The organism is Streptomyces sp. NPDC002896 (genome assembly GCF_040295225.1).
Taxonomy (GTDB): Bacteria; Actinomycetota; Actinomycetes; order Streptomycetales; family Streptomycetaceae; genus Streptomyces.
The window spans coordinates 473,812-500,368 of the sequence record NZ_JBEOVA010000006.1 but is presented as its reverse complement, the minus strand read 5'-3'; the positions used below and the strand labels follow the sequence as shown (position 1 = coordinate 500,368).

Below are 26,557 nucleotides of genomic sequence, written 5' to 3'. Positions count from 1 at the left end.
CTCAAGTCCCTCGCCGACTACCTCGCCAGGATCGCCCCACCCAACAGTCAAACCGGAACCGACTAACCCTCAGGATTTCCGGCGCAGCACACTAGCTCTGCGGAGTGCCCGGTGCCGGGGCTGATCATTACCCGGGGTGTCCGGCACTCCCGGGCCGCGGCCGTTCTCCCCCATGGCCTGAAGGGGCGCCGCCGGGGGCCGCCTGTGCCCACCCCTTCCGCCCCTGGCGGAGCGACTGCCCGCAGACGGACGGCGCCGCTGCCCAATGGGGTGGATCCCAATCGCGTGGGGGGCACCTCCTGGGGGTGCTCCCAGCGTTGGCTTGAGGAGTTAGCCGGGGTGGGAACGGCCGCCCACAGCGGTTGCCCTTTCGGTCAAGGATGCTGCCGCCGCTGCGTTCACGCGGAGCGTTGCTGCTCTGTCTCCGGCGGTGAGCAGGTCCAGTTGCAGGCCGCGCCAGAGTGAGATCAGCTCGCGCGCCAGATCGTCGGCCGAGTCCGCCGGTACGCCGTCGGCGCGCAGCGCGGCTGCCGCCCGCTCGCGCCAGTCCTTGCCGACCGCGCCGAGGAACGCGTCGAAGCGTTCGCGCTGGTAGCCCGCGAGGCCGAGTACCTCGAAGAAGATGCGGTGGTAAGGGAGGTTCTCGTCCGCCGACAGCGTTTCCCAGGCTGTCTCGAGACGGGTGCGCAGAGGGTGTCTGCGGTCCTCGAGCAACTCGAACACCAGCTCGAGCAACGGGAAGCGTCGGCCCGCCTCGGTGAGCGCGGCGGTGATCAGCCCTTCCTTGGAGCCGAAGTAGTACAGCAGCATGCGGTTGTTGCTGCCGACCGCCTGGCCGATGCCGCGCAGGGACAGGCCTGCGACACCATGGGCCAGGATGTGGTCGGCGCTCAGCCGCAGCAGCCGGGCGCGCTCGCTCTCGTCGGGGAAATCGGGCATGCCTCGCACTTTATCGGGGCGGCGGGGCGGGGCCCTGAGATGGAGCAGGGATGGCGTACGCCCTGTCGCGCACCGGGGGAGGCGGCCGTCCGGGGCGTAACGGCCCGGCTCAGCCACCGCAATGCCGGTGAAACCGGCCGGTCCTACCGTCCTTGAACCGAATGGTTCACGAGCGAGGAGGGCCTTCATGGCCACCACCGGGATCAGTGAGTCACCACCCACCGCACCGGCACCGCCCGCCCCCGCAGCGCTCGAGCTGCGCGGGGTGGCCAAGGAGTTCCGGCTCCGTCGCTCGCGTACCGTCACCGCGCTCGAGGCCGTCGACCTTACGGTGGGCCACGGCGAGTTCGTCGCCCTCCTCGGGCCGTCGGGCTGCGGCAAGTCAACCGTGCTGCGCATGGTTGCGGGTCTCGAGGAGCCCACATCCGGCGAGGTGCTCGTCGAGGGCGGCGCGCCCGAGGAGCTGGTGCGTGCCCACCGCCTGGGCATCGCCTTTCAGGAGCATGCGCTGCTGCCCTGGGCGAGCGCGTACGACAACGTGGCACTGCCGTTCCGGGTTGCCGGGCGGCCCGTCGACACGGGGCGGGTCGACGAACTGCTGAAGCTCGTCGGCCTCGAGGGGTTTGCCGATGCGCGGCCGCGGCAGCTGTCCGGCGGCATGCGGCAGCGGGTCGCCATCGCACGGGCCCTCGTGCTGCACCCCGAAGTCCTGCTGCTCGACGAGCCGTTCGGTGCCCTGGACGCGGTCACCCGGCGGCGTATGAACTTCGAACTCGCCCGGATCTGGGCCGACCAGCGCATCACCACACTCCTGGTCACGCACGACGTCGACGAGGCCGTGCTGCTCGCCGACCGGGTCGTCGTCCTCACCGGCCGTCCGGGCACCGTACGCCACGTCGAGGAGATCACCCTGCCGCGTCCCCGCGACAGGGAGCTGACGCGGAACGCCGAGTTCCACGACATCGTCGACCGGCTGACGGCGCTCCTCGACGAGGGGTCTGCCGACCTGCCGGGGCGCCCACAAGACGGCAGGGTCGCAGAAGGCAGGTCCGCGTGAACCGCGCCCGCACCGTCGTCCTGACCGTCGTCGGCACGTTGCTGCTGCTCGCCGCCATGGAGGCCGCGGGGCGGCTCGGTGTCCTCGGCGAGAGCTGGCCGCCGCTCACCCAGGTCGTCGCCGCCCTCGGCGATCCGATCACCCGTGACCTACTGGGCCGCGCCCTCGCCGCCACCGCGACGGCCGCGGGCACGGGCTTCGCCGCCGGAGCGCTCGCCGCCGTCGCCGTCGCGCTGGCAGGCACGCTGGCGCCGGTGCTGCAGCCCGGGCTCGACCGGTTGGCCGCCGTCGTTCACGCCGTCCCGCTCATTGCGCTCGGCCCGCTGCTGATCACCACCGTCGGCCGCGAGGGCACCCCCATGGTGATCGCCGCGCTCGCCTCCGGCTTCGCGGTGTTCGTCGCCGTCACCTCCGGACTGGGCGCCGCGAGCGAGGCGCACCACGACGTGTTCCTGGCCCTCGGCGCCACTCGGCGCACCACGCTGGTACGCCTCCAACTGCCGGCCGCCGTACCCCTGCTGCTGGACGGACTGGCGCTCGCGGCGCCTGCGGCGGTGCTCGGCGCCGTGGTGGGCGACTGGTTCGGGGCGCCGCGCGGCCTGGGCGTCCTGCTGGTCAGTTCGATGCAGAACTTCCAGACCGACCTGATGTGGGCCGCGGCTCTGTCCGCTGCGGTCATCTCCCTCACTGCGTACGCCGCGCTGGCCGGCCTGCGCGTGGCGGCCGCCCGGAGGTTCGCATGAAGGGACGTGCTCAGACGACTGGCGTGGCGCACGGCATGTGGTCCCTGGGGACCATCGGGCGGCTGCTGTCCCGCTACTGGACCGTGCTCGCGCTCGTCCTCGCCTGGGCGCTGTGGGTGCGTACGCAGCAGCTCAACCAGATCGTCGCGCCCACCCCCGCCGCCGTCTTCGGCGATGTGCTCGGCAACCCCGGCGCGTACGCCGCCGACCTGGGCTGGACACTGGTCAACGCCACCGTGGGCTTGGCCCTGGGCATGCTTCTCGGATTGGCAGGCGCCCTGCTGGTGTGGGCCTCGCCCCTGCTGTCCGGGTTGATGACGCCCATGGCGCTGATCATGCGCTCGGTCCCGGTCGTCGCGATGATTCCGGTGATCGCCCGTGTCGTCGGGTTCGGCACCGGCGCCGTCCTGACGATCACCACCGTGGTGTCGTTCTTCCCCGCCTTCGTCATGGCCGGCTCGGGACTGCGCGCCGCGCCCGCCGCCACCCGCGACGTCTTCACCGTCCTCGCCGCTTCGCGCCTCACGCGGTTGCGGCTGCTCCTGCTGCCGCACGCCGTGCCGTCCCTGCTGGTCGCCCTCAGACTGACGGCGTCGACGGCCGTCCTGTCCGCGATGCTCGCCGAGTACCTGCTCGGCACGCACGGCCTGGGGCAGCTCTTCGCCCAGTCCGTCACGTTCATGGACCCGGCCCGTGCCTGGGGCACCGCCCTGGTCGCCACCGTCGTGTCCGTCCTGTGCTTCATCGGGGCCCGGGCCGCCGAGCGCCACGGGACCGCCCGCTTCAGCTGACCTCCCCGGCCACCCCGTCACCCCTCTACTTGTTCGTGGAAGGACCCCCCGTGTCGTCACGCCCCGATCTCTCCCGCCGATCCCTCCTGCGAGCCGCGGGCGCCTCCGGACTCGCCCTCGGCGCCGGCGGACTGCTCAGCGCCTGCGGTTCGTCCGACTCCTCCGGTTCCGAGTCCGGGGCCGCCGGCGCCAAGTCCGCCACCGTCAAGGTCGCCCTCGGCTGGATCAAGAACGTCGAGTTCGCGGGCTTCTGGCTCGCCGATTACAAGGGCTACTACGCCGAGGAGAACCTCACCGTCCAGTTTCAGGCGGGCGGCCCCAACACACCCGACCCCACGCAGTCGGTGTCGGCGGGCTCCGCGGACCTCGGCGTGCACGCCAACATGCAGACGCTGCTGCAGTCGATCCCCAAGGGCAACGACTTCTCCCTCCTCGGCGCTGTCTTCCAGACCAGCCCCGGCGGACTCCTCTCGCTCGCCGCGGACCCGGTGACCGAGCCGAAGGACCTGCTGGGCGCCAAGGTGCTGGGCCAGCAGGGCACCCAGCCCCTGATCGACGCGGTCCTCACCCGGGCGGGTCTGAAGAAGGACTACAGCTTCACGCCCGTTGGGTACGACGTCAGCCCGCTGGTGCAGAAGCAGGGCAAGGCGTACACGTGCTTCCTCACCAACCAGCCGATCACGCTGGAGACCAAGTACGGCATGAAGAAGGGCAAGGACTACGACGTCGTCACGTACGCCGACCTGGGCCTGCCCGCGTACTCCTCGATCGTGTTCTGCAAGCGGTCCATGCTGAGGAAACAGGCCGACGTCCTCGAGCGGTTCCTGCGCGCCACCGTGCGCGGCTGGCAGGACAACGCGAAGGACCCGGAGGCGGCCGCCAAGCTCGCCGTCACGAAGTACGGCGTCGACCTCGGCCTCGACCTCAAGCAGCAGGTCAGGGAGAACGAGCTGCAAATTCCCTTCACCCAGAGCGCGTTGACGAAGCGAAAGGGACTGTTGCGCCTCGACGAGAAGCTGCTCGCCGGTGACATGTACGGCGGTCTGAAGGCGGCCGGGGTCAAGGAGCTGCCCGACGCGTCGAAGATCGTCGACCAGTCTGTGCTCGACGCCGTGTTCGGCGGCAAGGCGACGGTGTGAGGGTGGATATGACGGCGGATGCGGGGGCCGCGACGGGAGATGCGGCGTCGGATGCCGGGGCCGTCATGGCGGATGTGAAGGCGGAGCTGACGGCCGTCACGGCGGACGGAACGAACGAGGTGATCGCCGACATGGCGGTGACGACGGATGCGACCGCCGCCACCGCGGTCACACCGGACGTGACCTCCGTGCGGGATCTGCGGCGGCTGCCCAAGGCCCATCTCCATCTGCACCTGGAGGGCTCCATGCGGCCCGCCACTCTCGCCGACCTCGCCCGTCGACAGGGGGTGCCCGTCCCCGACATGTCCGCGTACACCACGTTCACCGATTTCGGGCTCCGTTACGACGAGGCCGTGTCGCTCGTCCGGGACGAGGACGACCTGCGCCGCATCGTCCGCGAAGTGGTGGAGGACGCGGCTGCGGACGGCGCGCTGTGGGTCGAACCTGCGGTCAACCCGGTCCGGTACGGAGAGCGGTTCGGCCGCAGTTCCGCGTACGTACTCGACCTCATGCTCGATGAGGCGCTGGGCACGGCGGACCGGCTCGGCATCGGCTGTGGGCTCCTCGTCACGGCCCTGCGCCACCTCGATCCGCGCGATGCCGTGGATCTGGCGCGGCTCGCCGTGGGGTCGGCGGGTTCCGGGGTGGTCGCGTTCGGGCTGGCCGCGGACGAGTCCCGGTATGCGCCCGAGCCGTTCGCCGACGCCTTCGCGCTCGCCCGCGCCGGCGGGCTGATCGCGGCCCCGCACGCCGGTGAACTCGCCGGGCCCGCCAGCGTGCTGGGTGCTCTCGACGCGCTCGGCGCGCAGCGCATCCAGCACGGCGTACGCGCGGTCGAAGACCCGGGACTGCTCACGCGCCTCGCGGCCGAGGGCGTCGTGCTGGACGTGTGCCCGACCTCCAACACCCGGCTGGGCGTGGTCGACTCGCTCACCGCTCATCCCCTGCCGGACCTGCTCGCCTCCGGAGTCCGCTGCACGCTCGCCGCCGACGACTCCCTGCTCTTCGGCTCCGGCCTGCTGGACGAGTACGAGACCGCCCGTGGTGTCCTCTCCTTGACGGACCGTCAACTAGCCGATCTGGCCGTCGACTCGCTGAAGGCCTCCGGCGCCCCGCAGGAGACGGTGGCCGAAGCCCGGAAGGGCGTGGAGGCATGGCTGACCTGAGAGCGGAGAACGAGATACGAGGGCGCCGCGGACCGCTTGTGACGGTTCGCGGCGCCCCCTCCAGCGCACCTGAGGGTTCTCAGGAGGCGATCAGGAGTTGATCTGCGCCGTCACCAGGGACGAGAAGGTGGTCAGCCGCGTGTAGACGCCGGGGTACTCCGCGTCCGCGCAGCCGTAGCCCCAGGACGTGATGCCCGCGAGCTTGCCGCCGATGACGAACGGGCCGCCGCTGTCGCCCTGGCAGGTGTCCACGCCGCCGTCCGTGTAGCCCGCGCAGACCATGTCGGAGGCGATGTACGACGAGCCGTACGCGGACGAGCAGGTGGCGTTGGAGACGGTCGGGACGGTCGCCGTGCGCAGCTGGTTGGAGGACGAGCCGCCGGAGGAGGTGGTCCCCCAGCCGAGGATGCGGGCGGTGGTGCCGGCCGCGTACACACCGGTGTCCGATGAGGAGACGTAGCCGATGGGCGTGTACGGCATCGAGGTCGACAGGGTCAGGACGGCGACGTCGTCGCCCTGCTCGGCGTCCGTGTAGTCCGGGTGGATCCATATCTTGCTGACCGAGCTGACGGTGCCGTTGGTGCCGTTGCGGTAGGTGCGGCCGCCGACGACCTTGGTGTTGCTGGTGGTCCGGCCGTCCACACAGTGGGCGGCGGTGACCACCTTTCTCGCCGACACCAGGGTGCCGCCGCAGAACTGGCTCTGCGAGGCGTTGGTGATCTGCATGACGTACGGGTAGGCGGATGCCGTGGTGGTCGTGCCGCCGACGATGGGCTGGGGTGCGGCGACGGCGGTGGGAGCGCCCAAGGCGACGGTCGCGGCGGCGGCAGCGGTCGCCGCGCACACGGCGGCGGCCTTCTTGACACGGGTGAGCCCGAACATGGATCTCCTCGAGGATGCCGGTGGGGGGTGATGCACGGGTGGGGGGTGGTGCACCGGGCCTGCGGGAGGCGGACGCCAGTGCCCGAGCGTGCGGCAACGGCTTCACGCTAGGGGTGGCTCCAGGGACGGCCCAATAGGGGTTCACCCTGCGGAAGTTGAGCAGGGAAAACCCTCGATCGCGGATCGGCCGTGCTGTCCGGTTGTGTCCACGACGGCGGGTGCCTCGGGACTGTTCGGCCCGGCGGCCGTCCCGGTCCCCGCAGCCGCCCCGCGCCCCCAGCCGTCACCCCGTGCGCCGGCCCGCCGCCAGCCGCACGATGTCCACCCGAGAGCGGATGCCCAGCTTCCGGTAGACCCGCGTGAGCGTGGCCTCGACCGTCTTGACGCTGATGAAAAGACGCGCGGCGATCTCCCGGTTCGTGGCGCCTTCCAGTACGAGCGCGGCGACCTGACGCTCCGTCGCCGCGAGGGTGTCGAGCGCCGGGGGAGCGGACCCGGCGAGCCCCGGTCGGGCCCGGCTGCCCGTTCCGGCCGGGCTCACCAGGGTGGGGACCGCGGCGGCCGGCTGGACGGCCGGAGAAGTGGCCAGGGAGGATGCCGCCCGCAACGCCTCCAGCTGCCGCAGCCAGGGCCGCGCCTTGCACCGCCTCAGCAGCCGCGCCGCCTCGTCGTACGCGCTCCGCGCCGGCACCGTGTCCGGCGCGGCCGCCCGCAGACGAGCGAGCTCGAGGGCCGCGCGGGCCTCCTCAAGCCCGTATCCCAGCCTCCCGAGGCGGTCCCCCGCAGCGGCCAGCAGCAGGGCCGCGGCGTCCTGTTCGCCGTGTGCGGCCACGACGAGCGCCTCGGCCCGGTCCAGGACGGCGAGAACGCTCTCACGCCCGAGGCGGGCCGCGTGGAGGCGCGTGGCTTCGATGACGTCCCGGGCCTCGGCCAGCCCGCCCGACCGTGCCAGCGCCTCCGCCAGGTCGCCGTGCCAGCGGCCGCGGGCGGGATCCGACACGCCGAGGCGGTGCTCCAACTCCCGTACCCGACGCAGCGCCTGGGCCGCCGCAGTGTCGTCCCCGGCCACGAGGTGGGCGTGGCCGAGGGCGGCGAGGGCCCGCGACTGGTACATCAGGTCGCCGTCCTCCTCCGCTCGCCGCACCGCCTCCCCGGCCAGGGCCAGCGCCCGTTCCGCATCGCCGCCCGCGGCCTCGGCGAGGGACGCGAACATGGCGGCCGCCCCCTCGCCGATCCCCGTGTCCCGCGCCAGCCGCAGGCTCTCGTGGGCGAGTTCAAGGGCCCGGCCGCAGTGCCCGGAGCGCAGTTCGGTCTCGGCGAGACCGCGCAGGAAGTGCACCTCGCTCTCGGCCATGCCGCGGCGGCGCACCTCGCGGAGCAGCCCCGTGATGGTGGTGCGGGCCTCGGTGAGCCGGTCGCTCATGATCTGCCAGCGGAACCGGGCGGCGCCCGCGCCGTTGTGGTCGCAGGCCACGGTGGGGTCCTGTGGTTCGCTGAGAGCGCGTTCAAGGGTCGCCGGAGCACCGGGGTGCCCCATCAGGGTCTCCATCTGTGCCTGGAAGGCGAGCGCCATGAGTTCCGTGCGCCGGTCCCCGGCCTTCGCGGCGAGCCGGGCGGCGCGGGCGGCCTCCGCACGGCCCTTCTCCATGGCGCCCTCCACGAGCGGCGCGCGCCACGCCAGTTGGTAGTGCACCAGGGCCAGCAGCCGGGGATCGTCGCCCGCGTCTGCCAGCGCCTGCGGAAAGACGGCGTCGATGCCGGCCATGGCCTGTCCCGCCGTGTCGATCACGACCATCCAGGCGCGGACCCGGACCGCCGGGTCGGTCGCGCGGTCGAGGACCTCGCGCGCGACCTCGCGGGCAAGATCCTGCTCACCCGAGGTGAGCGCGTCCTCGGCGGCCCGCAGCCGCCGTTCGTCCGCGTCCTGCACGGCGTCCGGCGGGGTGTGCCGGGCGGCGAGCAGCCCGAGCTGCGCGGCGACCGAGGGGGCGCCGCGGTCCCGGGCCAGGGCCGCCGCCTCGGAGAGCCGGTCGGCCACCCGCTGGTCGGTGCCAGTCGTGGCCAGGGCGAGATGACGGGCCCGCTCGATCGGATCGGAGGCCGCCGTGGACAGCGCCGCGTGGGCGGCGCGCCGCTCCTGTGCGGACGCCTGTGCGTACAGCGCCGCCGAGACGAGCGGATGCGCGAACCGTATGGCGCCCTCCTGCCCGCCGGACGGATCCCGCTCCGTCGCCAGCAGCCCGAGCCGGGCCGCGCGCGCCGTCTCCGCCTCGGCGTCCTTCCGGCCCGCGGCGTGCAGCAGTTGCAGCGTGGGGCGCGCCCCCGCGCTCGCGACGAGGAGCGTCCTGCGGGCCTCGGTGGACAGCATGCCCAGCCGGCTGAGGACGAGGGCGCGCAGCGAGGTCGGTACGGGCAGGGGCTCGCCGGGTCGCGGCGGGGTCGGGCTCTCGGCCAGGGCCCGGCCCAGTTCGAGCGCGAACAGCGGGTTGCCGCCGCTGGTGCCGTGGATGTCCCGGACGGTCGAGCGGGGCAGCCCGGTGTAGCCGCGGCGGGTGAGGAGTTCGGATATCCCGGTGCGGGAGAGCGGAGGCACGCGGATGGCCAGCGTTTCCGGGAGGGACGCGCGTAGATACGGGTCGTACGAGTGCCTCTGCGGTTCCGTACCCGTCCGTGCCGCGCAGAGCATGCGTACCGGCATGCCACCCAGACGGCGGGCCGCGAAGCCCAGCAGCTCGGCGCTCGCCGCGTCCAGCCACTGCAGGTCGTCGGCGACGAGCAGCACCGGGCCTCTGGCCGCCAGTGCCCGCAGCACCGACAGCACCGCGAGCCGCAGCGCGAGACCGTCGTGGTGCAGCGACGAGTCGCCCCGGCCCGTGAGCGCCGCCTCGAGCGCGGCTCGCTGCGGCGCGGGCAGCTGCTCGGAAACCTCGTCCGCGACGAGGCCCAGGAGGTCGACCAGCGTGAGGAACGGCAGATGGGATTCGGACTCGGTGGCCGCACACCGCAGCACGGTCCGTGCCGATTCGGCGTATTCCGCGGCCAGCGTCCGCAGTACGGTCGATTTTCCAATTCCGGCGGGGCCGTGCAACAGCACACTGCCGCCGCGGGAGAGCTGTCCGCGTGCCCGGGCGAGCAGGTCGTCCCGGCCGGTGACCCGGTCGCCGAACTGGCCGGTGGCCGGGCCGCTGAACTGGCCGGTGACCTGCTCGGGACGGGATCTGGCAGGCTCCTCGAGGTCCCGTCGCATGGCCACCGCTCCCCTCAAGTCGTGTCCGGGACAATATTAGGTAAAGAGGACTGAGAACTCGGGCTGTTGCAGGTGTGAGCGGAATAACAACCATTCGGCATAAGGGTTTTCACGATGTTGCCGTGTGAAGAACAGTATTTGCGGCGGGAGCCGTTCGCCGCGGTATAGCGGATCTCCCCCGACCGGGGCTGCGGCGCCCTACGGCAGCAACCCCGCCCGTCGAGCCGCCACCACCGCCTCCAGGCGCGTGTGCGCGCCGAGTTTCCGCATGGCCGAGCGCAGGTAGCCCTTCACCGTCTCCGGGCGGAGGCCGAGGTGGTCCGCCGCGGTGGCGTTCGTCGCGCCCGTCGCCACGCATGCCAGGACGTCGATCTCCCGCGGCGCCAGGGAGACCGGGGTCTTACGCGACGACAGCGGGACGCCGCGATGGCCGGCCCCGAGTGAGGCCCGGGGCGAGGCGTCGCGCTCCCTGTCACGCTCCCCCAGGCCCACGGCCGCCGTCGCCAGGCGGGCGCAGGCCGCGAGGAGTTCCTCCCTCAGCGCCGGGTCGGCGACGCGCGGGGCGAGGGCCCGCAGCTCGGCGTGGGCCTCGCGTACCTGTTCCCATGCGGCGGCCCCTGACCCGTGCCCCATGTCGGCCGTCCCCGCCGCAGCGAGCAGCGCGTGCGCCTCCTCGCGGACGACCAGCGCCTGCTCCACGTCCCGCGCCGCCGAGACCGCCGCGCCCAGCGTCCGGTCCCCGAGTGGCTGGGCCGATCGCAGGGCCCCGTACAGAACGCCCCGCACCCGGCGGCGTACGACGACGGGCACCGCCAGGACCGAGCGCAGGCCCTCCGTCTCCACCGCCACGTCGTACTCATGGCTGATCTGCCGCGAGACGCTGTAGTCCGTGACCGCGCACGGGCGGGACAGAGCCAGCGTCTTGCCGCCCAGGCCGTTGCCCGTCGAGACCGCGAGCGCGCGCAGCGCACCGGTGGCCGTACCGCTCAGCTCACTGATCCGCACGTGCCGCCCACCGGACTCGACCAGCCCGCCGAACGCGACGGGCAGGCCCGTCGCGCGCCGCAGCCGCAGCAGCGCGGCGCGCATCTCCACGACCCCGACTCCGTCAGCCGCCACGCTCGCCCCTTCACCATCCCACCCCCGTTCGGGGGTGGTGAGACCCACGTCACGGATTAGACGATGGCAGGCAGCTGTCCGGCAATGGTCCGCAACGAGGAGGACGCATGACGGCGACGACGAGCGCCACGGAGCAGTTCCGCACCGCCCGGGACTTCCTGCTCACGCACCGGGAGGACTACGCCACCGCGTACGAGGGCTTCGAGTGGCCCCGGCCGGAGTTCTTCAACTGGGCGCTCGACTGGTTCGACGTCATCGCGCGCGGCAACGACAGGATCGCGTTGCACATCGTCGAGGAGGACGGGCAGCGCACCCGCCTCACGTTCGCGGAGCTGTCCGCCCGCTCCAACCAGGCCGCCAACTGGCTGCGCGCCCAGGGCGTGGGCCCCGGCGACCGCATCCTCGTCATGCTCGGCAACCAGCTGGAGCTGTGGGAGACGGCCCTCGCCGCGATGAAGCTGCGGGCCGTCGTCATCCCCGCCACCCCCCTGCTGGGCCCCGCCGACCTGCAAGACCGCGTCGAGCGCGGCCGCGTGCGGCACGTGATCGTGCGGGCCGAGGACACGGCGAAGTTCGACGACGTGCCGGGGGACTACACCCGGATCGCCGTCGTTGGTGGCGCCTCGTCGGTTGAGCCCACGAGCAGCTCCGGCTGGGCCGCGTACGAGGAGGCCTACGAAGCGTCCGCCTCCTTCGAGCCCGAGGGCGTCACCCGCGCCGACGACACCCTCATGCTGTACTTCACCTCCGGCACGACCGCCCGCCCCAAACTCGTCGAGCACACCCACGTGTCGTACCCGATCGGCCACCTGGCCACGATGTACTGGATCGGGCTGAAGCCGGGCGACGTCCACCTCAACATCTCCTCGCCCGGCTGGGCCAAGCACGCCTGGTCGAACCTCTTCGCCCCGTGGAACGCCGAGGCCACCGTCTTCATCCACAACTACACGCGCTTCGACGCGGGACGCCTGATGGCCGAGATGGACGAGGCCGGGATCACCAGCTTCTGCGCGCCGCCCACCGTGTGGCGCATGCTCATCCAGGCGGACCTCGGCCAGCTGCGTACACCGCCGCGCGAGGCCGTAGCCGCCGGGGAGCCGCTCAACCCCGAGGTCATCGAGCAGGTACGGCGCGACTGGGGCGTCACCATCCGCGACGGCTTCGGGCAGACCGAGACGGCCGTGCAGGTGTCCAACAGCCCCGGGCAGCCGCTGAAGACCGGCTCCATGGGGCGGCCGAGCCCCGGCTTCAAGGTCGAGCTGCTCGACCCCGTGACCGGCGCGCCCGGCGCGGACGAGGGCGAGATCGCGCTCGACCTGTCGGCCCGCCCGGTGGGCCTCATGACCGGCTACCACGGCGACCCGGAGCGCACCGCCGAGGCCATGGGCGGCGGCCACTACCGCACCGGCGACATCGGCTCCCGCGACGCCGACGGCTACATCACCTACGTCGGACGGGCCGACGACGTCTTCAAGGCGTCCGACTACAAGATCTCCCCGTTCGAGCTGGAGAGCGCTCTCCTGGAGCACGAGGCGGTCGTCGAGGCGGCCGTCGTGCCCGCGCCGGACCCGCTGCGGCTGGCCGTACCGAAGGCGTACGTCGTCCTCGCGGAGGGATACGCGCCGGGACCGGACACCGCGAAACTGATCTTCGAGCACTCGCGCACCGTCCTCGCGCCCTACAAGCGCATCCGCCGCCTGGAGTTCGCCGACCTCCCCAAGACCGTGTCCGGCAAGATCCGCCGCGTCGACCTGCGCGAGCGCACTGCCGCGGGCTCGGCCGACGAGTACCGCGAGGAGGACTTCCGGTGACAGAACTGTCGTATGCGCACGGGACGAGCACGACACCGCTCCTCGGCGACACGATCGGCGCCAACCTCGACCGCGCGATAGCCGCGTACCCCGACCGGGACGCGCTCGTGGACGTCCCCTCGGGACGCCGCTGGACTTACGCCGAGTTCGGCGCCGCGGTCGACGAGGTGGCCCGAGGTCTGCTCGCGAAGGGCGTGGCGAAGGGCGACCGGGTGGGCATCTGGGCGGTCAACTGCCCGGAATGGGTGCTCGTCCAGTACGCCACCGCCCGTATCGGCGCGATCATGGTCAACATCAACCCGGCCTACCGCGCCCACGAGCTGGAGTACGTGCTCAAGCAGGCCGGGATCTCCCTACTCATCGCCTCGACCGGCCACAAGACGAGCGACTACCGCGCCCTCGTCGACCAGGTCCGGAAGAGTTGCCCCGACCTGCACGAGACGGTCTACATCAGCGACCCGAGCTGGGACGCGCTCACGGCGGGCGCCGCCTCAGTATCGCTTCATCAACTCGCCCAAGTGCAGGCCGAGTCGAGCTGCGACGACCCAATCAACATCCAGTACACCTCCGGCACCACCGGCTTCCCGAAGGGCGCCACGCTCTCCCACCACAACATCCTCAACAACGGCTACTGGGTGGGCCGCACCATCGGCTACTCCGAGCAGGACCGCGTGTGCCTGCCCGTGCCCTTCTACCACTGCTTCGGCATGGTCATGGGGAACCTGGCGGCCACGTCCCACGGCGCCTGCATCGTCATCCCGGCGCCGTCCTTCGACCCGGTGGCGACGCTCCAGGCGGTCGAGCAGGAGCGCTGCACCTCGCTGTACGGCGTCCCGACGATGTTCATCGCCGAGCTCAACCTCGCCGACTTCGCGACGTACGACCTGAGTTCGCTGCGGACCGGGATCATGGCGGGCTCGCCCTGTCCCGTCGAGGTGATGAAACGGGTCGTGGCCGAAATGCACATGGAGGAGGTCTCCATCTGCTACGGCATGACGGAGACCTCACCGGTGTCCACCCAGACCCGCCGCGACGACGACCTGGAGCGCCGAACCGGCACGGTCGGCCGACCGCTCCCGCACATCGAGGTGAAGGTCATCGACCCGGTGAGCGGTGTGACGCTGCCGCGCGGCGAGCCGGGCGAGCTGTGCACCCGCGGCTACAGCGTGATGCTCGGCTACTGGAACGAGCCCGAGCGGACGACAGAAGCCGTCGACTCCGGCCGGTGGATGCACACCGGGGACCTCGCGGTGATGCGCGACGACGGCTATGTCCAGATCGTCGGCCGCATCAAAGACATGATCATCCGCGGTGGCGAGAACATCTACCCGCGCGAGATCGAGGAGTTCCTCTACGGCCACCCCAAGATCGCCGACGTCCAGGTGGTGGGCGTCCCCGACGAGCGGTACGGCGAGGAGGTCCTGGCCTGCGTCATCCTCCGCGAGCCCGCCGACCCGCTCACGCTCGACGAACTGCGCGCGTACTGCCACGAGCAACTCGCCCACTACAAGATCCCGAGCCGCCTGCGCATCCTCGAGTCCTTTCCCATGACGGTGAGCGGGAAGGTGCGGAAGATCGAACTGAGGGAGGGTTACGGCGCGTAGCCGCGCGACCTGCCGTCAGACGGGCCTGCGCATGCAGACGCGCGGCCAGCGGTCGAGGCCGTACTCGGCCTCCGCGGCGCGGATCTTCCGTAAGCCCGGGGTGAGTTCGGCCTCGTCCATGATCCGGAAGCCGAGGCGTGCGTAGTACGGCGCGTTCCAGGGGACGTCGGCGAAGGTGCTGAGCGTGAGGGTCGCGAGGCCCTCGGCGCGGGCCCGTTCGGCGGTGTGCTCGATGAGCAGCCGGCCGACGCCGCGGCGTGCAGCGCGGGGGTGCACGGAGACCTGCTCGATGTACTCGGCGCCGTCGACGGTCGCGCTGAGCAGATACGCGACGGGGTCGCCTTCGCCCTGCCCGTCGACGGCCACCCAGGCGCGGCCGGCTCGCCGGAAACGTTCCAGCATCTCCACGGCGGGCGGTTCGTCGTCGGCGACCACCGCCATGCCGAGCGCCCGGAAGGGCTCGCCGGCGGCGCGCTCGATGTCCTGGAGGGCGGGCAGCTCGGCGGGTGCGGCGAGGCGGATGCGCATGGGACGAGTATGCGGGTGCCGGGAACTGCGCGCCCGGGGGATACGACTACGCGCGCGGCACGGGACTTGCGCGCACGGGATAGGAGCGCGTGCACCGGATGGGGCTGCGCACCCGCAAGGGCCTACGCCCCCGCCGCGTACAGCTCGTCCGCCCGGCTGTTGACCGGCTGCGGGGTGCCCGTGAGGTCGACGACGAACAGCGGGACGCCCAGTTCGTCGGCGCGGACCCGGGCATCGGCCGCATAGCCGGACAGTGAGAAGTAGACGGACAGAGCGGACTCGGCCGTACCCGTGAGCCAGAGGCACTCCACATCGCGCAGGGTCGCAGGCCGCAGAGACGGCTCCACCTGGGCGACGAGTCCTGTGGCCACGAGCCCGATCCCGGACGAGGTGCGGTGCTCGGCGCTGCGGATGTCGCGGTAGCCGAGCCAGCGCAGATACAGCGCTACGGCGGTGACGGCGTCGCGTGCGGTGCGGATCGTGACCGGATGGAACGCCGGGCGGGGCGATGCGGCGGTCCGCGGCAGCGGGATGTGGACGGGGAGCGACGGCGCCTGCCGGCTGCGCGTCGCGGCCCCTTCCGAGACGGGGATCCTGAGCACCGTCCCGCAGGCGCATCCCAGCTCCGGCTGCGGCCACTCGTCCTCGCGCCCGCACGCCTCGCACTGGACGCTCACCCACTCGTCCGCCCACGTCCGGTGGGTGACGGGCTGGGGGGTCGAGCGCGCCACGGGCGGCTGGACGGGCGCGCCGCACGTGCACGGATAGGACGGCGGTGCGTAGAGCTGCTCGCGGCGGCAGACGGGGCACCGCACCGGCACGCTCTCGGCCATGAACCCACTCCAGAACTCAAGACTCGTGATCGAACGTCAGAAGGCCCTCCCATCGTCCTCCAACTACCCCAGCCGTGACAGCCGGTCGGACGAGATCGCGCCATGCGGCGCCCCATTGGACGCCGCCCTGGGGCTGTCTATTGACGCTCCCGACGCCGCTGCCTACATTGCTTCCATATAGCAGAACATGTTTTCCGTGATGTGGAATTCCGATCGGAAGTCGATCGCGAATGCATGGCCGCGGAAGAAAGCACTCTCCGCTGGGCGCGACGGGAGTCCGAATCCGACAGCCGGATCAGGAGTACTCAATGGCTCGAATGACCGCTGCCCGCGCGGCAGTTGAGATCCTCAAGCGCGAGAGCGTGACCCATGCGTTCGGTGTGCCGGGTGCCGCCATCAACCCCTTCTACAAGGCGCTGAAGGAGGCCGGCGGCATCGGCCACGCCCTCGCCCGCCATGTCGAGGGCGCCTCGCACATGGCGGAGGGGTACACCCGTACCCACCCCGGCAACATCGGCGTGTGCATCGGTACGTCCGGTCCGGCCGGCACAGACATGATCACCGGGCTCTACTCGGCCACGGGCGACTCGATCCCGATCCTGTGCATCACCGGCCAGGCACCGACGGCCGTGATCCACAAGGAGGACTTCCAGGCCGTCGACATCGCCGCGATCGCCACGCCGGTCACCAAGATGGCCGTCACCGTCCTCGAGGCCGCGCAGGTGCCCGGGGTCTTCCAGCAGGCGTTCCATCTGATGCGCTCCGGCCGTCCGGGTCCGGTCCTCATCGACCTGCCCATCGACGTCCAGCTGACGGAGATCGAGTTCGACCCGGACACGTACGAGCCGCTGCCGGTCTACAAGCCGTACGCGACCCGCGCCCAGATCGAGAAGGCGTTCGCGCTGCTGAACGCCGCCGAGCGCCCGCTCATCATCGCGGGTGGGGGCGTCATCAACGCCGACGCATGCGAACGCCTTGTGGAATTCGCCGAGTTGACGGGGGTGCCGGTGATACCCACGCTCATGGGCTGGGGCGCCATCCCCGACGACCACGAGCTGAACGCCGGCATGGTCGGCCTGCAGACCTCGCACCGCTACGGCAACGCGACCTTCCTGGAGTCCGACTTCGTCCTCGGCATCGGCAACCGCTGGGCCAACCGCCACACCGGCAGGCTCGACGTCTACACGCGGGGCCGCAAGTTCGTCCACGTCGACATCGAGCCCACCCAGATCGGCAAGATCTTCGCGCCGGACTACGGCATCGCCTCCGATGCCGGGGCCGCACTCGAGCTGTTCGTCGAGGTGGCGAAGGAACTCAAGGGCGATGGCCTTCTGCCGGACCGCTCGGGCTGGGCCGCCTCCGCCCAGGAGCGGAAGGCCACTCTCCGGCGCCGTACGCACTTCGACGACATCCCGATCAAGCCGCAGCGCGTCTACGAGGAGATGAACAGGGCGTTCGGGCCCGAGACCCGGTACGTCACCACCATCGGCCTCTCGCAGATCGCGGGCGCCCAGATGCTGCACGTCTACCGGCCGCGGCACTGGATCAACTGCGGCCAGGCGGGCCCGCTCGGCTGGACGGTCCCGGCGGCGCTCGGTGTGGCCACCGCCGACCCGGACGCCCAGGTGGTCGCGCTCTCAGGGGACTACGACTTCCAGTTCATGATCGAGGAGCTGGCGGTCGGCGCGCAGCACAGGATCCCGTACGTCCACGTCCTGGTGAACAACTCCTACCTCGGGCTGATCCGCCAGGCGCAGCTCGGCCTCGGCATCGACTTCCAGGTGAACCTGGAGTTCGAGAACCTCAACTCTCCCGAGCTCGGTGTCTACGGCGTCGACCACGTCAAGGTCGCCGAGGGTCTCGGCTGCAAGGCGATCCGGGTCACCGACCCGAACGAGCTGGGCGCCGCCTTCGAGGAGGCCAGGAAGCTTGCCGCCGAGCACCGGGTGCCGGTCGTCGTCGAGGCGATCCTGGAGCGTGTCACCAACATCTCGATGTCCACGACGGCGGACATCGGCAATGTGGTCGAGTTCGAGGAGGTCGCCACGGAGCCGTGGCATGCGCCCACATCGGTCTGAACGAGGCTGAGCGCCGACGCTGAGTGTCGAGGCCGAGAGTCGACAGGCCAAGAGTCGATAGGCCAAGAGTGGGAGTCGAGGCCCGCCGCCCCCGTGCCGGCGGGCCTCGTGTGCTCAGGTTCTGCCCAACGGTGGCCGGATGCGAAGCCCCCGGGCGTCGTTTCAGAGGAAGACTTGAGGTTTCCGTAGACCGAGTACGTCGGCCACCTACGCGTGACGGTGTACGCGCGCGGGCGCCGAGTCCGGTTCGTCCGAACTCGGCGCTTCAAGCACGAAGTTGAGGTTGTGGAGCGATGGAATCCGGGCCGCGGCGGCGCCTGGGCGCGACAGGACAGTGTCGGCGCCGGCGCGGCCCGGAAACTCGGGGGTGGCTCAGACCTCGGCACCGGAGAGGCGCTCGACGCCGCGCAGCAGCGCCGAGTGGTCGAGGCCGCCGTCGCCCTGCGCGCGCAGCGCGGCGACGAGCTGGGCGACCAGGGCGGCTGCGGGCAGCGCGGCGCCGACCGCACGGGCCGCGTCGGTGACGATGCCCATGTCCTTGTGGTGCAGGTCGATGCGGAAGCCGGGCCTGAAGTCCCGGTTCAGGAAGTTGTCCTTCTTGCGGGTCAGGACCGTGGAGCCGGCCAGACCGCCGTTCAGGACCTCGAGAGCCGCCTCGAGGTCCACGCCGGACTTCTCCAGGAAAACCACGGCCTCGGCGCAGGCCTGGATGTTGACGGCGACGATCAGCTGGTTGGCGGCCTTCACCGTCTGGCCGGAACCGTGCGGGCCGCACAGCACGATCGTCTTTCCGAGGGCCTCGAAGATGGGCCTGGCCTCGTCGAAGTCGGCCTGCTCACCACCGACCATGATGGACAGCACGGCCTCTACCGCGCCCGCCTCGCCGCCGGAGACAGGGGCGTCCAGTACGCGGATGCCCTTGTCCGCCGCGGCCTTGGCGAGGTCGATGGACGTCCCGGGGGTGATCGAGGACATGTCGATCAGGAGGGTGCCGGGCCGTGCGTTCTCCAGGATGCCGTCGGGGCCGTAGGCGACGGCTTCGACCTGCGGCGAGGCGGGCACCATCGTGATCACGACGTCGGCGTCCCGGACTGCCTCGGCGATCGAGCCGGCCGCCGTGCCGCCCGCGGCGGCGAGCCGGTCGAGCTTGTCCTGCTCCAGCGTGTAGCCGGTGACCGGGTATCCGGCCTTGATCAGGTTCTCGGCCATGGGGGAGCCCATGATGCCGAGGCCGATCCATGCCACGTTGGGCAGCTTGCCGGGGAGGTTGTCGCTCATGAGGGTGCCTCCTCTGAAAGCCGTGCTACGTCGATGAGTTGCCGAAGGGGCGCCGCGTAAAGGCGTCAGCCCGCGGCGCGGGCCTCGGCGGGCAGCCAGCCGAACGCCTCGGCGCTCGGGCGGTCGCCCGGCTTGTACTCCAGGCCGATCCAGCCGTCGTAACCCGCCTTGCGGAGCCTGCCGATGAGCTCCTCCAGCGGCAGGGAGCCGGTGCCGGGGGCGCCGCGGCCCGGGTTGTCGGCGATCTGCACGTGGCCGGTCTTCGCCGTGTACTGCTCGATGACCGCAGGCAGGTCCTCGCCGTTCATGGACAGGTGGTACAGGTCCATGAGGAAGCGGGTGTTGCCGAGGCCGGTCGCCTCGTTGACCCTGTCGACGACCTCGACGCCGGCGGGCGCGCTCACCAGCGGATAGAGCGACGACTCCGGCTTGTTGAGGGTCTCGACCAGCAGAATCGCGCCGATCCGGTCGGCGGCCCGGGCCGCGAGTACCAGGTTCTCGAGGGCGAGTTCGTCCTGGACCGCCGGGTCCACTCCCTCGACGCGGTTGCCGTAGAGGGCGTTGAGGGCCTTGCAGCCCAGGGACTCGGCGAAGCCGGCGGCCACGTCGATGTTGGCCCGGAACCTCTCCGACTCCTCGCCGGGGATCGACAGGGCGCCGCGGTCGGGGCCCGGCAGCTGCCCGGCGTAGAAGTTCAGGCCCACCAGTTGCACACCCGCTCCCTCGATCGCCTTCTTCAGGGCGTCGACATCGGACTGATCGGGTACGGGGGCGTCGGTCCAGGGCCACCACAGCTCGGCCGCCGTGAAGCCCGCCGCCGCGGCGGCCGCCGGGCGCTCCAGGAGCCGGAGTTCGGTGAAGAGGATCGACAGGTTGACGTCGAAGCGCTGGTCGGTGGCGGCGGCTGTCTCAGAACCAGGCATGACCGGTAAGCCGTCCCTTCCCATGAATTCCGAATTGTGGAAGTTCAATTCTGCTTAATGGAAGACTGCCTGTGGTTCAGCAGTGGTGTCAAGGCGCGCGACAGAGACGCCCCCGCGCTGGGCCGATGCGCGGGGGCGTGTGAAGGAGGGCCGAGGAGACCTTGACGGTCAGAGCGCGTCGACGGCGCTCACCTTCCAGCCGTCGGACGTACGGGTGAGCGTCATCCGCACCCGGTTCAGATCCACGCGGGACCCGGAGACCTGCGTGCTCTGCGTGACCTGGTTGACGAAGAGCAGGACCACGGACTTGTCCGGCGAGGCGGACACCACGGAGGCCGCCGGGTCACCACCGCCCGCGGGCTTCACCACCGTCGCCTTCACCACGCCCTTGTACTTCTCGGCGGTCGGCCCCACCACCGCCCTGGTGGTCTTCGCGTACTGGTCGCGGAAGGCCCCGGTCAGGTACTTCCGCGCCGCGGCGAAGTCCCGGTCCAGATGCCGGTAGTCGTACGACAGCACGACGGGCGCCGCCGTCCGCGCGGCCGCGAGCGCCTGCCCGCGCGCCTGCTCGGTCTGCCGCCCCTCGCGGTACTGCCAGCCGAGCACGGCCACCGCGACCAGGCCCGCCACGAGCACGACGGCGAGCACCGCGGTGAGCAGTCCCCGCCGGCGCCGGCGCGCCGTGCGCTCGGCGGCGGGCTCCGCTCGCTCGTTGTCCTCGGAGTCTTCGGAGTCCTCGGACTCCAGCCGCGGCTCCGGCGGATCGTCCCAGCCGTCCGGAGGCTCGATGAGCAGGGTGCGGCCGGCCTGCTGTCCCTCCGGCCGCCGCGGGGGTGCGTCGGAGGCGTCCGCCACCAGGTCCCGGCCCATGGGAACCAGCGCCTCGTCCACGGGATCGTGGCCGATGCGCTCCGCGCGCTTGGCGGCCGCGCGGGCGGCCGCGGTCAGGCTCCGGCGGGCGGGGGAGCCGGTGCGGCTTCGGGTGGTCGGGTTCGCCATGGTCGTTCTCCTCACAGGTCGTACGGGGGCAGGCGGGCCGGGTCGTCGGGAGCGCTCTCAGCCGACGAACTCGACGCCGGACGTCAGCCAGCGGCCGTCCACCAGCACGAGGTCGAGCTGCAGCCGGTAGGTGCGGGCCTCCCCCTTGGGCACCGACGCGTTGGTCACCTTGCTGTCGGCGACCACCAGGACGCGGGCCGAGCGCTCGGTGGAGCGGGTGATGCCGGCTTCGAGGACCTGGCCCTCGGAGACCGACTTGTTCTGGGCGACCAGCTTGGTCAGCTCCTCGGTCTGCGCCGCGAACTGCTCCTTGAAGTCACCGGTCGCGCCCTTCAGCACGTTCCGGCTGTCCCGGTCGTAGTGCCGGTAGTCGATCGAGGTGAAGTTCAGCGCCGACTGGCGGGCGGCGGCCAGGATGTCCTGGCGCCGCTGCTCCGCCTCGTGCTGCGCGTACAGCTGGACGCTCAGCCAGCCGGTCAGTGCCATCGTCACGACGGTCGCCGCGGCGAGTACCGCGGGCCACGCCCGGCCGCGGCCCGAGCCGTCCACGGGTCCGGTCGCGAGCCGCCGCAGCGGGCGAATCACTCGTACGAAGAAGCTGTCTGTCATGCCATCGGTCCGACGAGCAGCCATTGCCACGACTCCTTTCCGAACACGCTCTGTTCGCCGCCCGTCGAGCCGATCTCGACGGCCGTTCCGTCCGGGCCGAGCGCGGTGCCGGTCTCCGGGTCGTACGGCGTCACGTACGCCGACTGGTTCACGCCGGACGAACCGGCGGACGCGCCGGGCGCGTTCTGCGCGCCGCGTACCGACGTCTTGCTGCCGCGCGGGGCCGTGCACCGCGCGTTCGTGTTGGCTTCGCGGGTGCTCGTGTCCGAGGGGTCGCGCCGCTGCGTCCCGTATCCCTGGGTGCACGCGGGCGGGTCGTCGGCATTGAGCACCAGCCCGAAGTGCGTGGTGCCGTCGCCCGGGATGACGGTGTAGCTGCCCGCGACCACCACCGGGAACGTGACCAGCGCCTGCTCCACGCCGGGCAGCCGCGCCAGCGTGACCTGGCCGCCGCTGATCAGATTGGCCAGCAGGACCGGCAGATCCGGCCGCGTGGACTTCAGCAGCGAGTTGACCTCCTCCGCGGCGGGCGGCGTGTTGCCGATCAGCTTGCGCAGGTCGCCGTCGCTCTTCTTCAACTCCCCCGTGAGGTCGGCGAGATCACGCGAGAACGACTTGATGGACGACCCCTGGTCGGCCTGCGTCTTGAGGACCTTCCGGGAGTCCTCGATCAGGGAGATCGTCTCGGGGAGCGAGTCGGAGGCCGACTCGACGAGCTTGTTCCCGGAGTCCACGAGCCGGCTCAGATTCGGTCCCGTACCGGCGAAGGCCTCACCCAGCTCGTCGACGGTGACCCGCAGGTCGTCCCTGCCCACGGAGTTGACCAGCCGGTCCAGGCTGAGGATGAGATCCGTGGTGGGCAGCGGCACCCGCGTGTCGGAGCGGTGAATCGTGCTGCCGTCGAGCAGGTACGGGCCTCCGCTGCCGCGCGGCTGCAGGTCGACGTACTGCTCGCCGACCGCCGAACGGTTCGCCACCACGGCGAGCGTGTTGGCGGGGATGCGCGTCCCGTCGTCGAGCTTCAGCGCCACCGAAACCCCGTCGTCACCGCTCAGCCGCAGCTCGCCGACGCGGCCCACCGGCACCCCGCGGTACGTGACCTCCGCGCCGGGGAAGATGCCCCCGGAGTCGGCGAAGTCGGCCCGCACGGTGTACCCGCTGCCGAGGAGGCTGTCCCCAAGACCCGTGTACTGGGAGCCGACGTACGACACGCCCACGGCGGTGACAGTGGCGAAGGCGATCAGCTGGGCCTTGACCGTACGTGTGATCACGGTTGTATCCCCTTCAGCATGAGCTCCGCGAGGGCGAGATCGATCCCCGCGGGCAGGCCGTCACCGTCCTGGCCGCCGTTCCCGTACGCGGCATAGCTGCTGGTGCACACCGGCGGGCACAGCAGGTCGCCGCCTCCCGAGGGGGACGAGGGAGTGGCGGGTGTGTCCGGCACGTCGGGGGTGTCGGGCAGCGAGGTGGGTGTGGGGAGGCCGGGGACGGTCGGCACATCGGGGACGTCCGGCAGGTCCGGGGTGCCGGGTGTGCCCGAGCCGCCGTCGCCCTTGCCGGAGCCGCCCGTGAGATTGCCGTAGATGCCCGCCAGATCGAGATCGGCGGTGATCTTCAGGTTGACGTAGTCGCCCTTGATCGCATCCGTCGCGCTGCGCGGGAACGGATACGTCGTCAGCAGCTCGAGGGAGTTCGGCAGATCGTCACCCGCCTTGTTGAGCTGCTCCAGGATCGGGCGCAGCGCCTTCAGGTTGGCGACCACGTCGTCTCGGGACGCGTTGACGACCTTGGTGCCCGTCCTGCCGAGCTTCGACAGGGCGGTGAGCATCTTCGTCAGGCTGCGCCGCTGGTCGGCGAGGACCTTGAGCGCGGGCGGCAGGGTGTCGACGGCCGTGGCGATCGTCTTCTTCTCGCTCTTCAGCCGCTTGGCGAGCCGGTCGATGCCCTTGAGGGCGCGGACGATGTCCTTGCGCTGCGAGTCGAGGCCGCCGATGAACGTGTCCAGCTCCTTGAGCAGGGACTTGACCCGGTTCTCGCGGCCCTCCAGGGCCTTGTTCAGCTCCACGGTGATCGTCTTGAGCTGGGCCACTCCGCCGCCGTTGAGGAGCGCGGAAAGGGCCGACAGCACCTCCTCGATCTCCGGGTTGCGGCCGCTGCGGGACAGCGGGATACGGTCGCCGTCGCCGAGCCGGCCCACGGGCTTGGCGTCGGTGGGCGCGGACAGGGCCACGTACTTCTCGCCGAGCATGCTGGTCTGCCGCAGCTCGGCGACCGCGTTGGCGGGCAGCTTCACGGAGTCGGCGACTCGAAGCCGCACGCGCGCGTGCCAGCCCACCAGCTCCACCTTCTCGACGGCGCCGACGGTGACGTTGTTGACCTTCACGGCCGACTGCGGCACCAGATCGAGGACGTCCCTGAACTCGACGGTGACGTGGTAGGCGTGGCCGTCAGCGGCCGCACCTCCGGGCAGATCGACGTCGGACAGGCCGTTGAACTCGCAGCCGCACAGCAGCAGCGAACCGACCGCCGCCCATGCGACCGCGCCTAGTGCCCCGCCCTTGCGCAGCACGCCCTTGCGCCGCCCGCTCGTGCGCGGTTCGCTCACGTGCGGCTCGTCCTCGCGCCGGGCGCCGTTGTGCAGCTCGCTCACGCGCCGGCCTCCAGGATTCCGCCAAGGGTCTTGTCGACCATGCCCGTTCCCGAGACCGCCGAGCTCCCTGCCGTCGGCAGTTCCGGCAGCGAGTCGAAGAGCTTCTTCAGCTCCTGGCAGTCGGGGTTCTTGCCGCCCTCGTCCCCGGTCGTCTTCAGCACGGAACACAGCAGCGAGGCCGGGTCCTGCGGCTGGTCGGCGTTGTTGCGGGTGTCGAGGGTGCCTGCGGCCGGGTTGTAGGCGTTCTGCAGGTTGGACAGGCCCGTGGGGGCGACCTTCAGCAGCTCGTCCAGCGCGGCTCGCTGCCGGACCAGCACCTTGGTGACCTTGCTGAGGCCCTTCACATCGGACGTGAGCGACTTCTTGTTCTTCTTCACGAACTCCGCCACGTCGCCGAGGGCCGTCCCGAGGTGCTTCAGCGCGGCAGCCAGGTCCTTGCGTTCCCCGGAGAGCTGCTCGGCCACGTTGGCGAGGCTGGTGTTGAAGGACCGCACGCTCTGGTCGTCAGCCGCCAGGGTGGCGGTGAACACCTGCAGGTTCTGCACCGTGCCGAACAGGTCCTGGCGGCCGTCGGACAGCGTGGTCACCGCCTGCGAGAGATCCTCGACGGTCTGGTTCAGGTTCTTGCCCTGCCCCTCGAGGTTGTCGGCGCTGACACCGAGCAGCCGTGACAGGGAGCCGTCCTTGTTGGCGCCCTTCGGGCCCAGCGCGTCGGCCGTGGTGTGCAGGCTGGCGAAGATCCGGTCCAGCTCGACCGGTACGGCCGTGCGCGACTCGGGGATGACGGCGCCGTCCCGCATCGCGGGTCCGCCCTGGTACACCGGCAGCAGCTGCACGTAACGGTCGCTGACCACCGAGGAGTTGATGATGGCGGCCTTGGCGTCGGCTGGGACCTTGCGCCCCTCGTCGTACTGGAGCTCCACCCGCACCCGCGTGCCCTCCGGCGTGATCTTCTTGACCTCGCCGATGCGGACACCGAGGACGCGTACGTCCGAGCCGGGGTAGATGCCGACGGTGCGCGGGAAGTACGCGGTGACGCGGACGGGTTCGGGCCGCGGCCACAGGACGACGGCGAGCGTGACGACGACGGCCAGCGCGGTGACCAGCGCCAGGATGCGGACCGGACGGCCCTTCAGCGTGATCAAGGTGCGTCCCTTCATCGCGACCCTCCCGTCCGCGGGGTCACCGGAGCGGCGACCAGGTTCTGGATGTAGCCGTCGAACCAGCGGCCGTTGCCGAGGGTGTTGGTGAAGACCCGCACATAGGGCGCGAGGAGCTTGACGCTCCGGTCGAGGCTGGCCTGGTTGCGTTCGAGCATGGTGACCACGGTGTTCAGGCTCTTGAGCGCGGGGCCGATCTGCTTGCGGTTGTCCTCGACCAGGCCGGAGAGCTCGATGCCGAGGGCGGCCGCGCTCTTGAGCAGGTTGTGGATGGCCGTCCGCCGCTTGCTGATCTCCTTGAACAGCTGGTCGCCGTCCTTGACCAGCGCCGAGAAGTCCTTCGAGCGCGCGGCCAGCACACCGGTGACCCCGTTGGCGTGGTCGAGGAGGTCGCCCAGCGCCTTGTCCCGCGAGGCCACCGTCCGGGAGATCTTCGACAGGCCCTTGATGGACGCCCGTACCTCGGCAGGAGAGTCCTGGAACGTGGTCGAGATGGTGTCCAGGGCGGTCGCGAGCTGATCGGTGTCGACCTTCTCGCTCGTGGTCGTCAGATCGCTGAACGCCTGCACGACGTCGTACGCCGGGACGGTCCGGTTCAGCGGGATCTCGCTGCCGGGCTTCAGCTGCCCGGTGCCCTTCGGGTGCAGCGCCAGGTACTTCGCGCCGAGGATCGTCTTGACCCGGATCGACGCGCCGGTCCTGGTCCCGAACTCCGGGTCGCCCTTGACCTTGAAGACCACCTTCACGTGGTCGCCGTCCAGGTCGACGTCTTCGACCTTGCCGACCTTGACGCCGGCGATCCGCACCTCGTCGCCCGGCTTGAGGCCGCCGGCCTCCGAGAAGGCCGCGCTGTACGTGTCGCCGCCGCCGATCAGCGGCAGGCTGTCGGCGTTGAACGCGGCGACGGTCAGCAGGGCGAGCGCGGTGAGGCCGACGGCGCCGATCACCACTGGGTTCCTCTCGCGGAACGGCGTCATGCGGAGCCGTCTCGGCATACGCAG

Annotated in this window: 22 protein-coding genes; 8 read left to right on the top strand and 14 right to left on the bottom strand. The window is 71.2% G+C overall.

The features are described from left to right. Positions 1-330: 330 nt before the first annotated feature. Positions 331-939: a TetR/AcrR family transcriptional regulator gene (locus ABT009_RS13855; protein WP_351292952.1), complete on the bottom strand. Its 609-nt coding sequence runs from the start codon at positions 937-939 to the stop codon at positions 331-333. Positions 940-1,126: 187 nt separating this feature from the next. Between ABT009_RS13855 and ABT009_RS13850 the strand changes: the two genes are divergently transcribed. The 5 genes from ABT009_RS13850 (at position 1,127) to add (ending at position 5,835) form a co-directional block, all read left to right on the top strand. Next, positions 1,127-1,996: an ABC transporter ATP-binding protein gene (locus tag ABT009_RS13850; RefSeq protein ID WP_351292950.1), complete on the top strand. Its 870-nt coding sequence runs from the start codon at positions 1,127-1,129 to the stop codon at positions 1,994-1,996. Continuing rightward, complete coding sequence (locus ABT009_RS13845; protein WP_351292948.1) at positions 1,993-2,739, top strand: ABC transporter permease; 747 nt, start codon at positions 1,993-1,995, stop codon at positions 2,737-2,739. The genes ABT009_RS13850 and ABT009_RS13845 overlap by 4 nt, the downstream gene beginning before the upstream one ends. Beyond that, positions 2,736-3,530: an ABC transporter permease gene (locus ABT009_RS13840; protein WP_351292946.1), complete on the top strand. Its 795-nt coding sequence runs from the start codon at positions 2,736-2,738 to the stop codon at positions 3,528-3,530. The genes ABT009_RS13845 and ABT009_RS13840 overlap by 4 nt, the downstream gene beginning before the upstream one ends. Positions 3,531-3,580: 50 nt before the next feature. Beyond that, a complete protein-coding gene (locus ABT009_RS13835) occupies positions 3,581-4,669 on the top strand; it encodes an ABC transporter substrate-binding protein (RefSeq protein ID WP_351292944.1) in 1,089 nt (362 codons plus the stop codon). A 65-nt stretch (positions 4,670-4,734) separates the two neighbouring features. Next, positions 4,735-5,835 (top strand): adenosine deaminase, encoded by a 1,101-nt coding sequence (add, locus tag ABT009_RS13830; protein ID WP_351292942.1) that lies wholly within the window; start codon positions 4,735-4,737, stop codon positions 5,833-5,835. A 90-nt stretch (positions 5,836-5,925) separates the two neighbouring features. Here the strand turns inward: add and ABT009_RS13825 are convergent, their stop codons facing one another. From ABT009_RS13825 to ABT009_RS13815, 3 genes are all read right to left on the bottom strand, one after another. Next, complete coding sequence (locus ABT009_RS13825; protein ID WP_351292940.1) at positions 5,926-6,717, bottom strand: S1 family peptidase; 792 nt, start codon at positions 6,715-6,717, stop codon at positions 5,926-5,928. 283 nt (positions 6,718-7,000) lie between these two features. Continuing rightward, complete coding sequence (locus ABT009_RS13820) at positions 7,001-9,964, bottom strand: helix-turn-helix transcriptional regulator (protein WP_351292938.1); 2,964 nt, start codon at positions 9,962-9,964, stop codon at positions 7,001-7,003. A 198-nt stretch (positions 9,965-10,162) separates the two neighbouring features. Further along, on the bottom strand, positions 10,163-11,083 hold the full coding sequence (locus ABT009_RS13815; RefSeq protein WP_502989865.1) for a helix-turn-helix transcriptional regulator: 921 nt from the start codon (positions 11,081-11,083) through the stop codon (positions 10,163-10,165). A 107-nt stretch (positions 11,084-11,190) separates the two neighbouring features. Here ABT009_RS13815 and ABT009_RS13810 point away from each other — a divergent pair, with 107 nt between their 5' ends. After that, complete coding sequence (locus tag ABT009_RS13810) at positions 11,191-12,894, top strand: AMP-binding protein (protein WP_351292936.1); 1,704 nt, start codon at positions 11,191-11,193, stop codon at positions 12,892-12,894. Continuing rightward, positions 12,891-14,498 carry an AMP-binding protein gene (locus tag ABT009_RS13805; RefSeq protein ID WP_351292934.1) on the top strand — a complete coding sequence of 536 codons (1,608 nt, stop codon included), beginning with the start codon at positions 12,891-12,893 and terminating at the stop codon, positions 14,496-14,498. Before ABT009_RS13810 ends, ABT009_RS13805 begins: the two co-directional genes overlap by 4 nt. Positions 14,499-14,513: 15 nt before the next feature. Here ABT009_RS13805 and ABT009_RS13800 read toward each other — a convergent pair whose 3' ends face one another. Together ABT009_RS13800 and ABT009_RS13795 are read right to left on the bottom strand one after the other, a co-directional pair. Next, on the bottom strand, positions 14,514-15,026 hold the full coding sequence (locus ABT009_RS13800; protein WP_351292932.1) for a GNAT family N-acetyltransferase: 513 nt from the start codon (positions 15,024-15,026) through the stop codon (positions 14,514-14,516). Between the two features lie 122 nt (positions 15,027-15,148). Then, positions 15,149-15,859: a hypothetical protein gene (locus ABT009_RS13795; protein ID WP_351292930.1), complete on the bottom strand. Its 711-nt coding sequence runs from the start codon at positions 15,857-15,859 to the stop codon at positions 15,149-15,151. 308 nt (positions 15,860-16,167) lie between these two features. On the opposite strand from ABT009_RS13795, the gene gcl reads away from it, so the two are divergent. Continuing rightward, on the top strand, positions 16,168-17,937 hold the full coding sequence (gene gcl, locus ABT009_RS13790; RefSeq protein WP_351292928.1) for a glyoxylate carboligase: 1,770 nt from the start codon (positions 16,168-16,170) through the stop codon (positions 17,935-17,937). A gap of 372 nt (positions 17,938-18,309) precedes the next feature. Here gcl and ABT009_RS13785 read toward each other — a convergent pair whose 3' ends face one another. From ABT009_RS13785 to ABT009_RS13750, 8 genes are all read right to left on the bottom strand, one after another. Next, a complete protein-coding gene (locus ABT009_RS13785; protein ID WP_351292927.1) occupies positions 18,310-19,215 on the bottom strand; it encodes a 2-hydroxy-3-oxopropionate reductase in 906 nt (301 codons plus the stop codon). 65 nt (positions 19,216-19,280) lie between these two features. After that, the gene (locus ABT009_RS13780) at positions 19,281-20,138 is read right to left on the bottom strand and encodes a TIM barrel protein (RefSeq protein ID WP_351292925.1); all 858 of its coding nucleotides are present in this window, start codon (positions 20,136-20,138) and stop codon (positions 19,281-19,283) included. A 168-nt stretch (positions 20,139-20,306) separates the two neighbouring features. Further along, entirely contained in the window at positions 20,307-21,137 is an 831-nt protein-coding gene (locus ABT009_RS13775; RefSeq protein WP_351292923.1) for an Rv1363c family protein, read from the bottom strand. A 57-nt stretch (positions 21,138-21,194) separates the two neighbouring features. After that, the gene (locus tag ABT009_RS13770) at positions 21,195-21,746 is read right to left on the bottom strand and encodes an Rv1363c family protein (protein ID WP_502989864.1); all 552 of its coding nucleotides are present in this window, start codon (positions 21,744-21,746) and stop codon (positions 21,195-21,197) included. Then, positions 21,743-23,017, bottom strand: a complete 1,275-nt coding sequence (locus tag ABT009_RS13765) for an MCE family protein (protein ID WP_351292921.1) — start codon at positions 23,015-23,017, stop codon at positions 21,743-21,745. Before ABT009_RS13765 ends, ABT009_RS13770 begins: the two co-directional genes overlap by 4 nt. Beyond that, on the bottom strand, positions 23,014-24,312 hold the full coding sequence (locus ABT009_RS13760) for an MCE family protein (RefSeq protein ID WP_351293008.1): 1,299 nt from the start codon (positions 24,310-24,312) through the stop codon (positions 23,014-23,016). Before ABT009_RS13760 ends, ABT009_RS13765 begins: the two co-directional genes overlap by 4 nt. An 80-nt stretch (positions 24,313-24,392) precedes the next feature. Next, positions 24,393-25,556: an MCE family protein gene (locus ABT009_RS13755; protein WP_351292919.1), complete on the bottom strand. Its 1,164-nt coding sequence runs from the start codon at positions 25,554-25,556 to the stop codon at positions 24,393-24,395. Beyond that, complete coding sequence (locus tag ABT009_RS13750) at positions 25,553-26,533, bottom strand: MCE family protein (RefSeq protein WP_351293006.1); 981 nt, start codon at positions 26,531-26,533, stop codon at positions 25,553-25,555. The genes ABT009_RS13755 and ABT009_RS13750 overlap by 4 nt, the downstream gene beginning before the upstream one ends. Positions 26,534-26,557 lie beyond the last annotated feature (24 nt).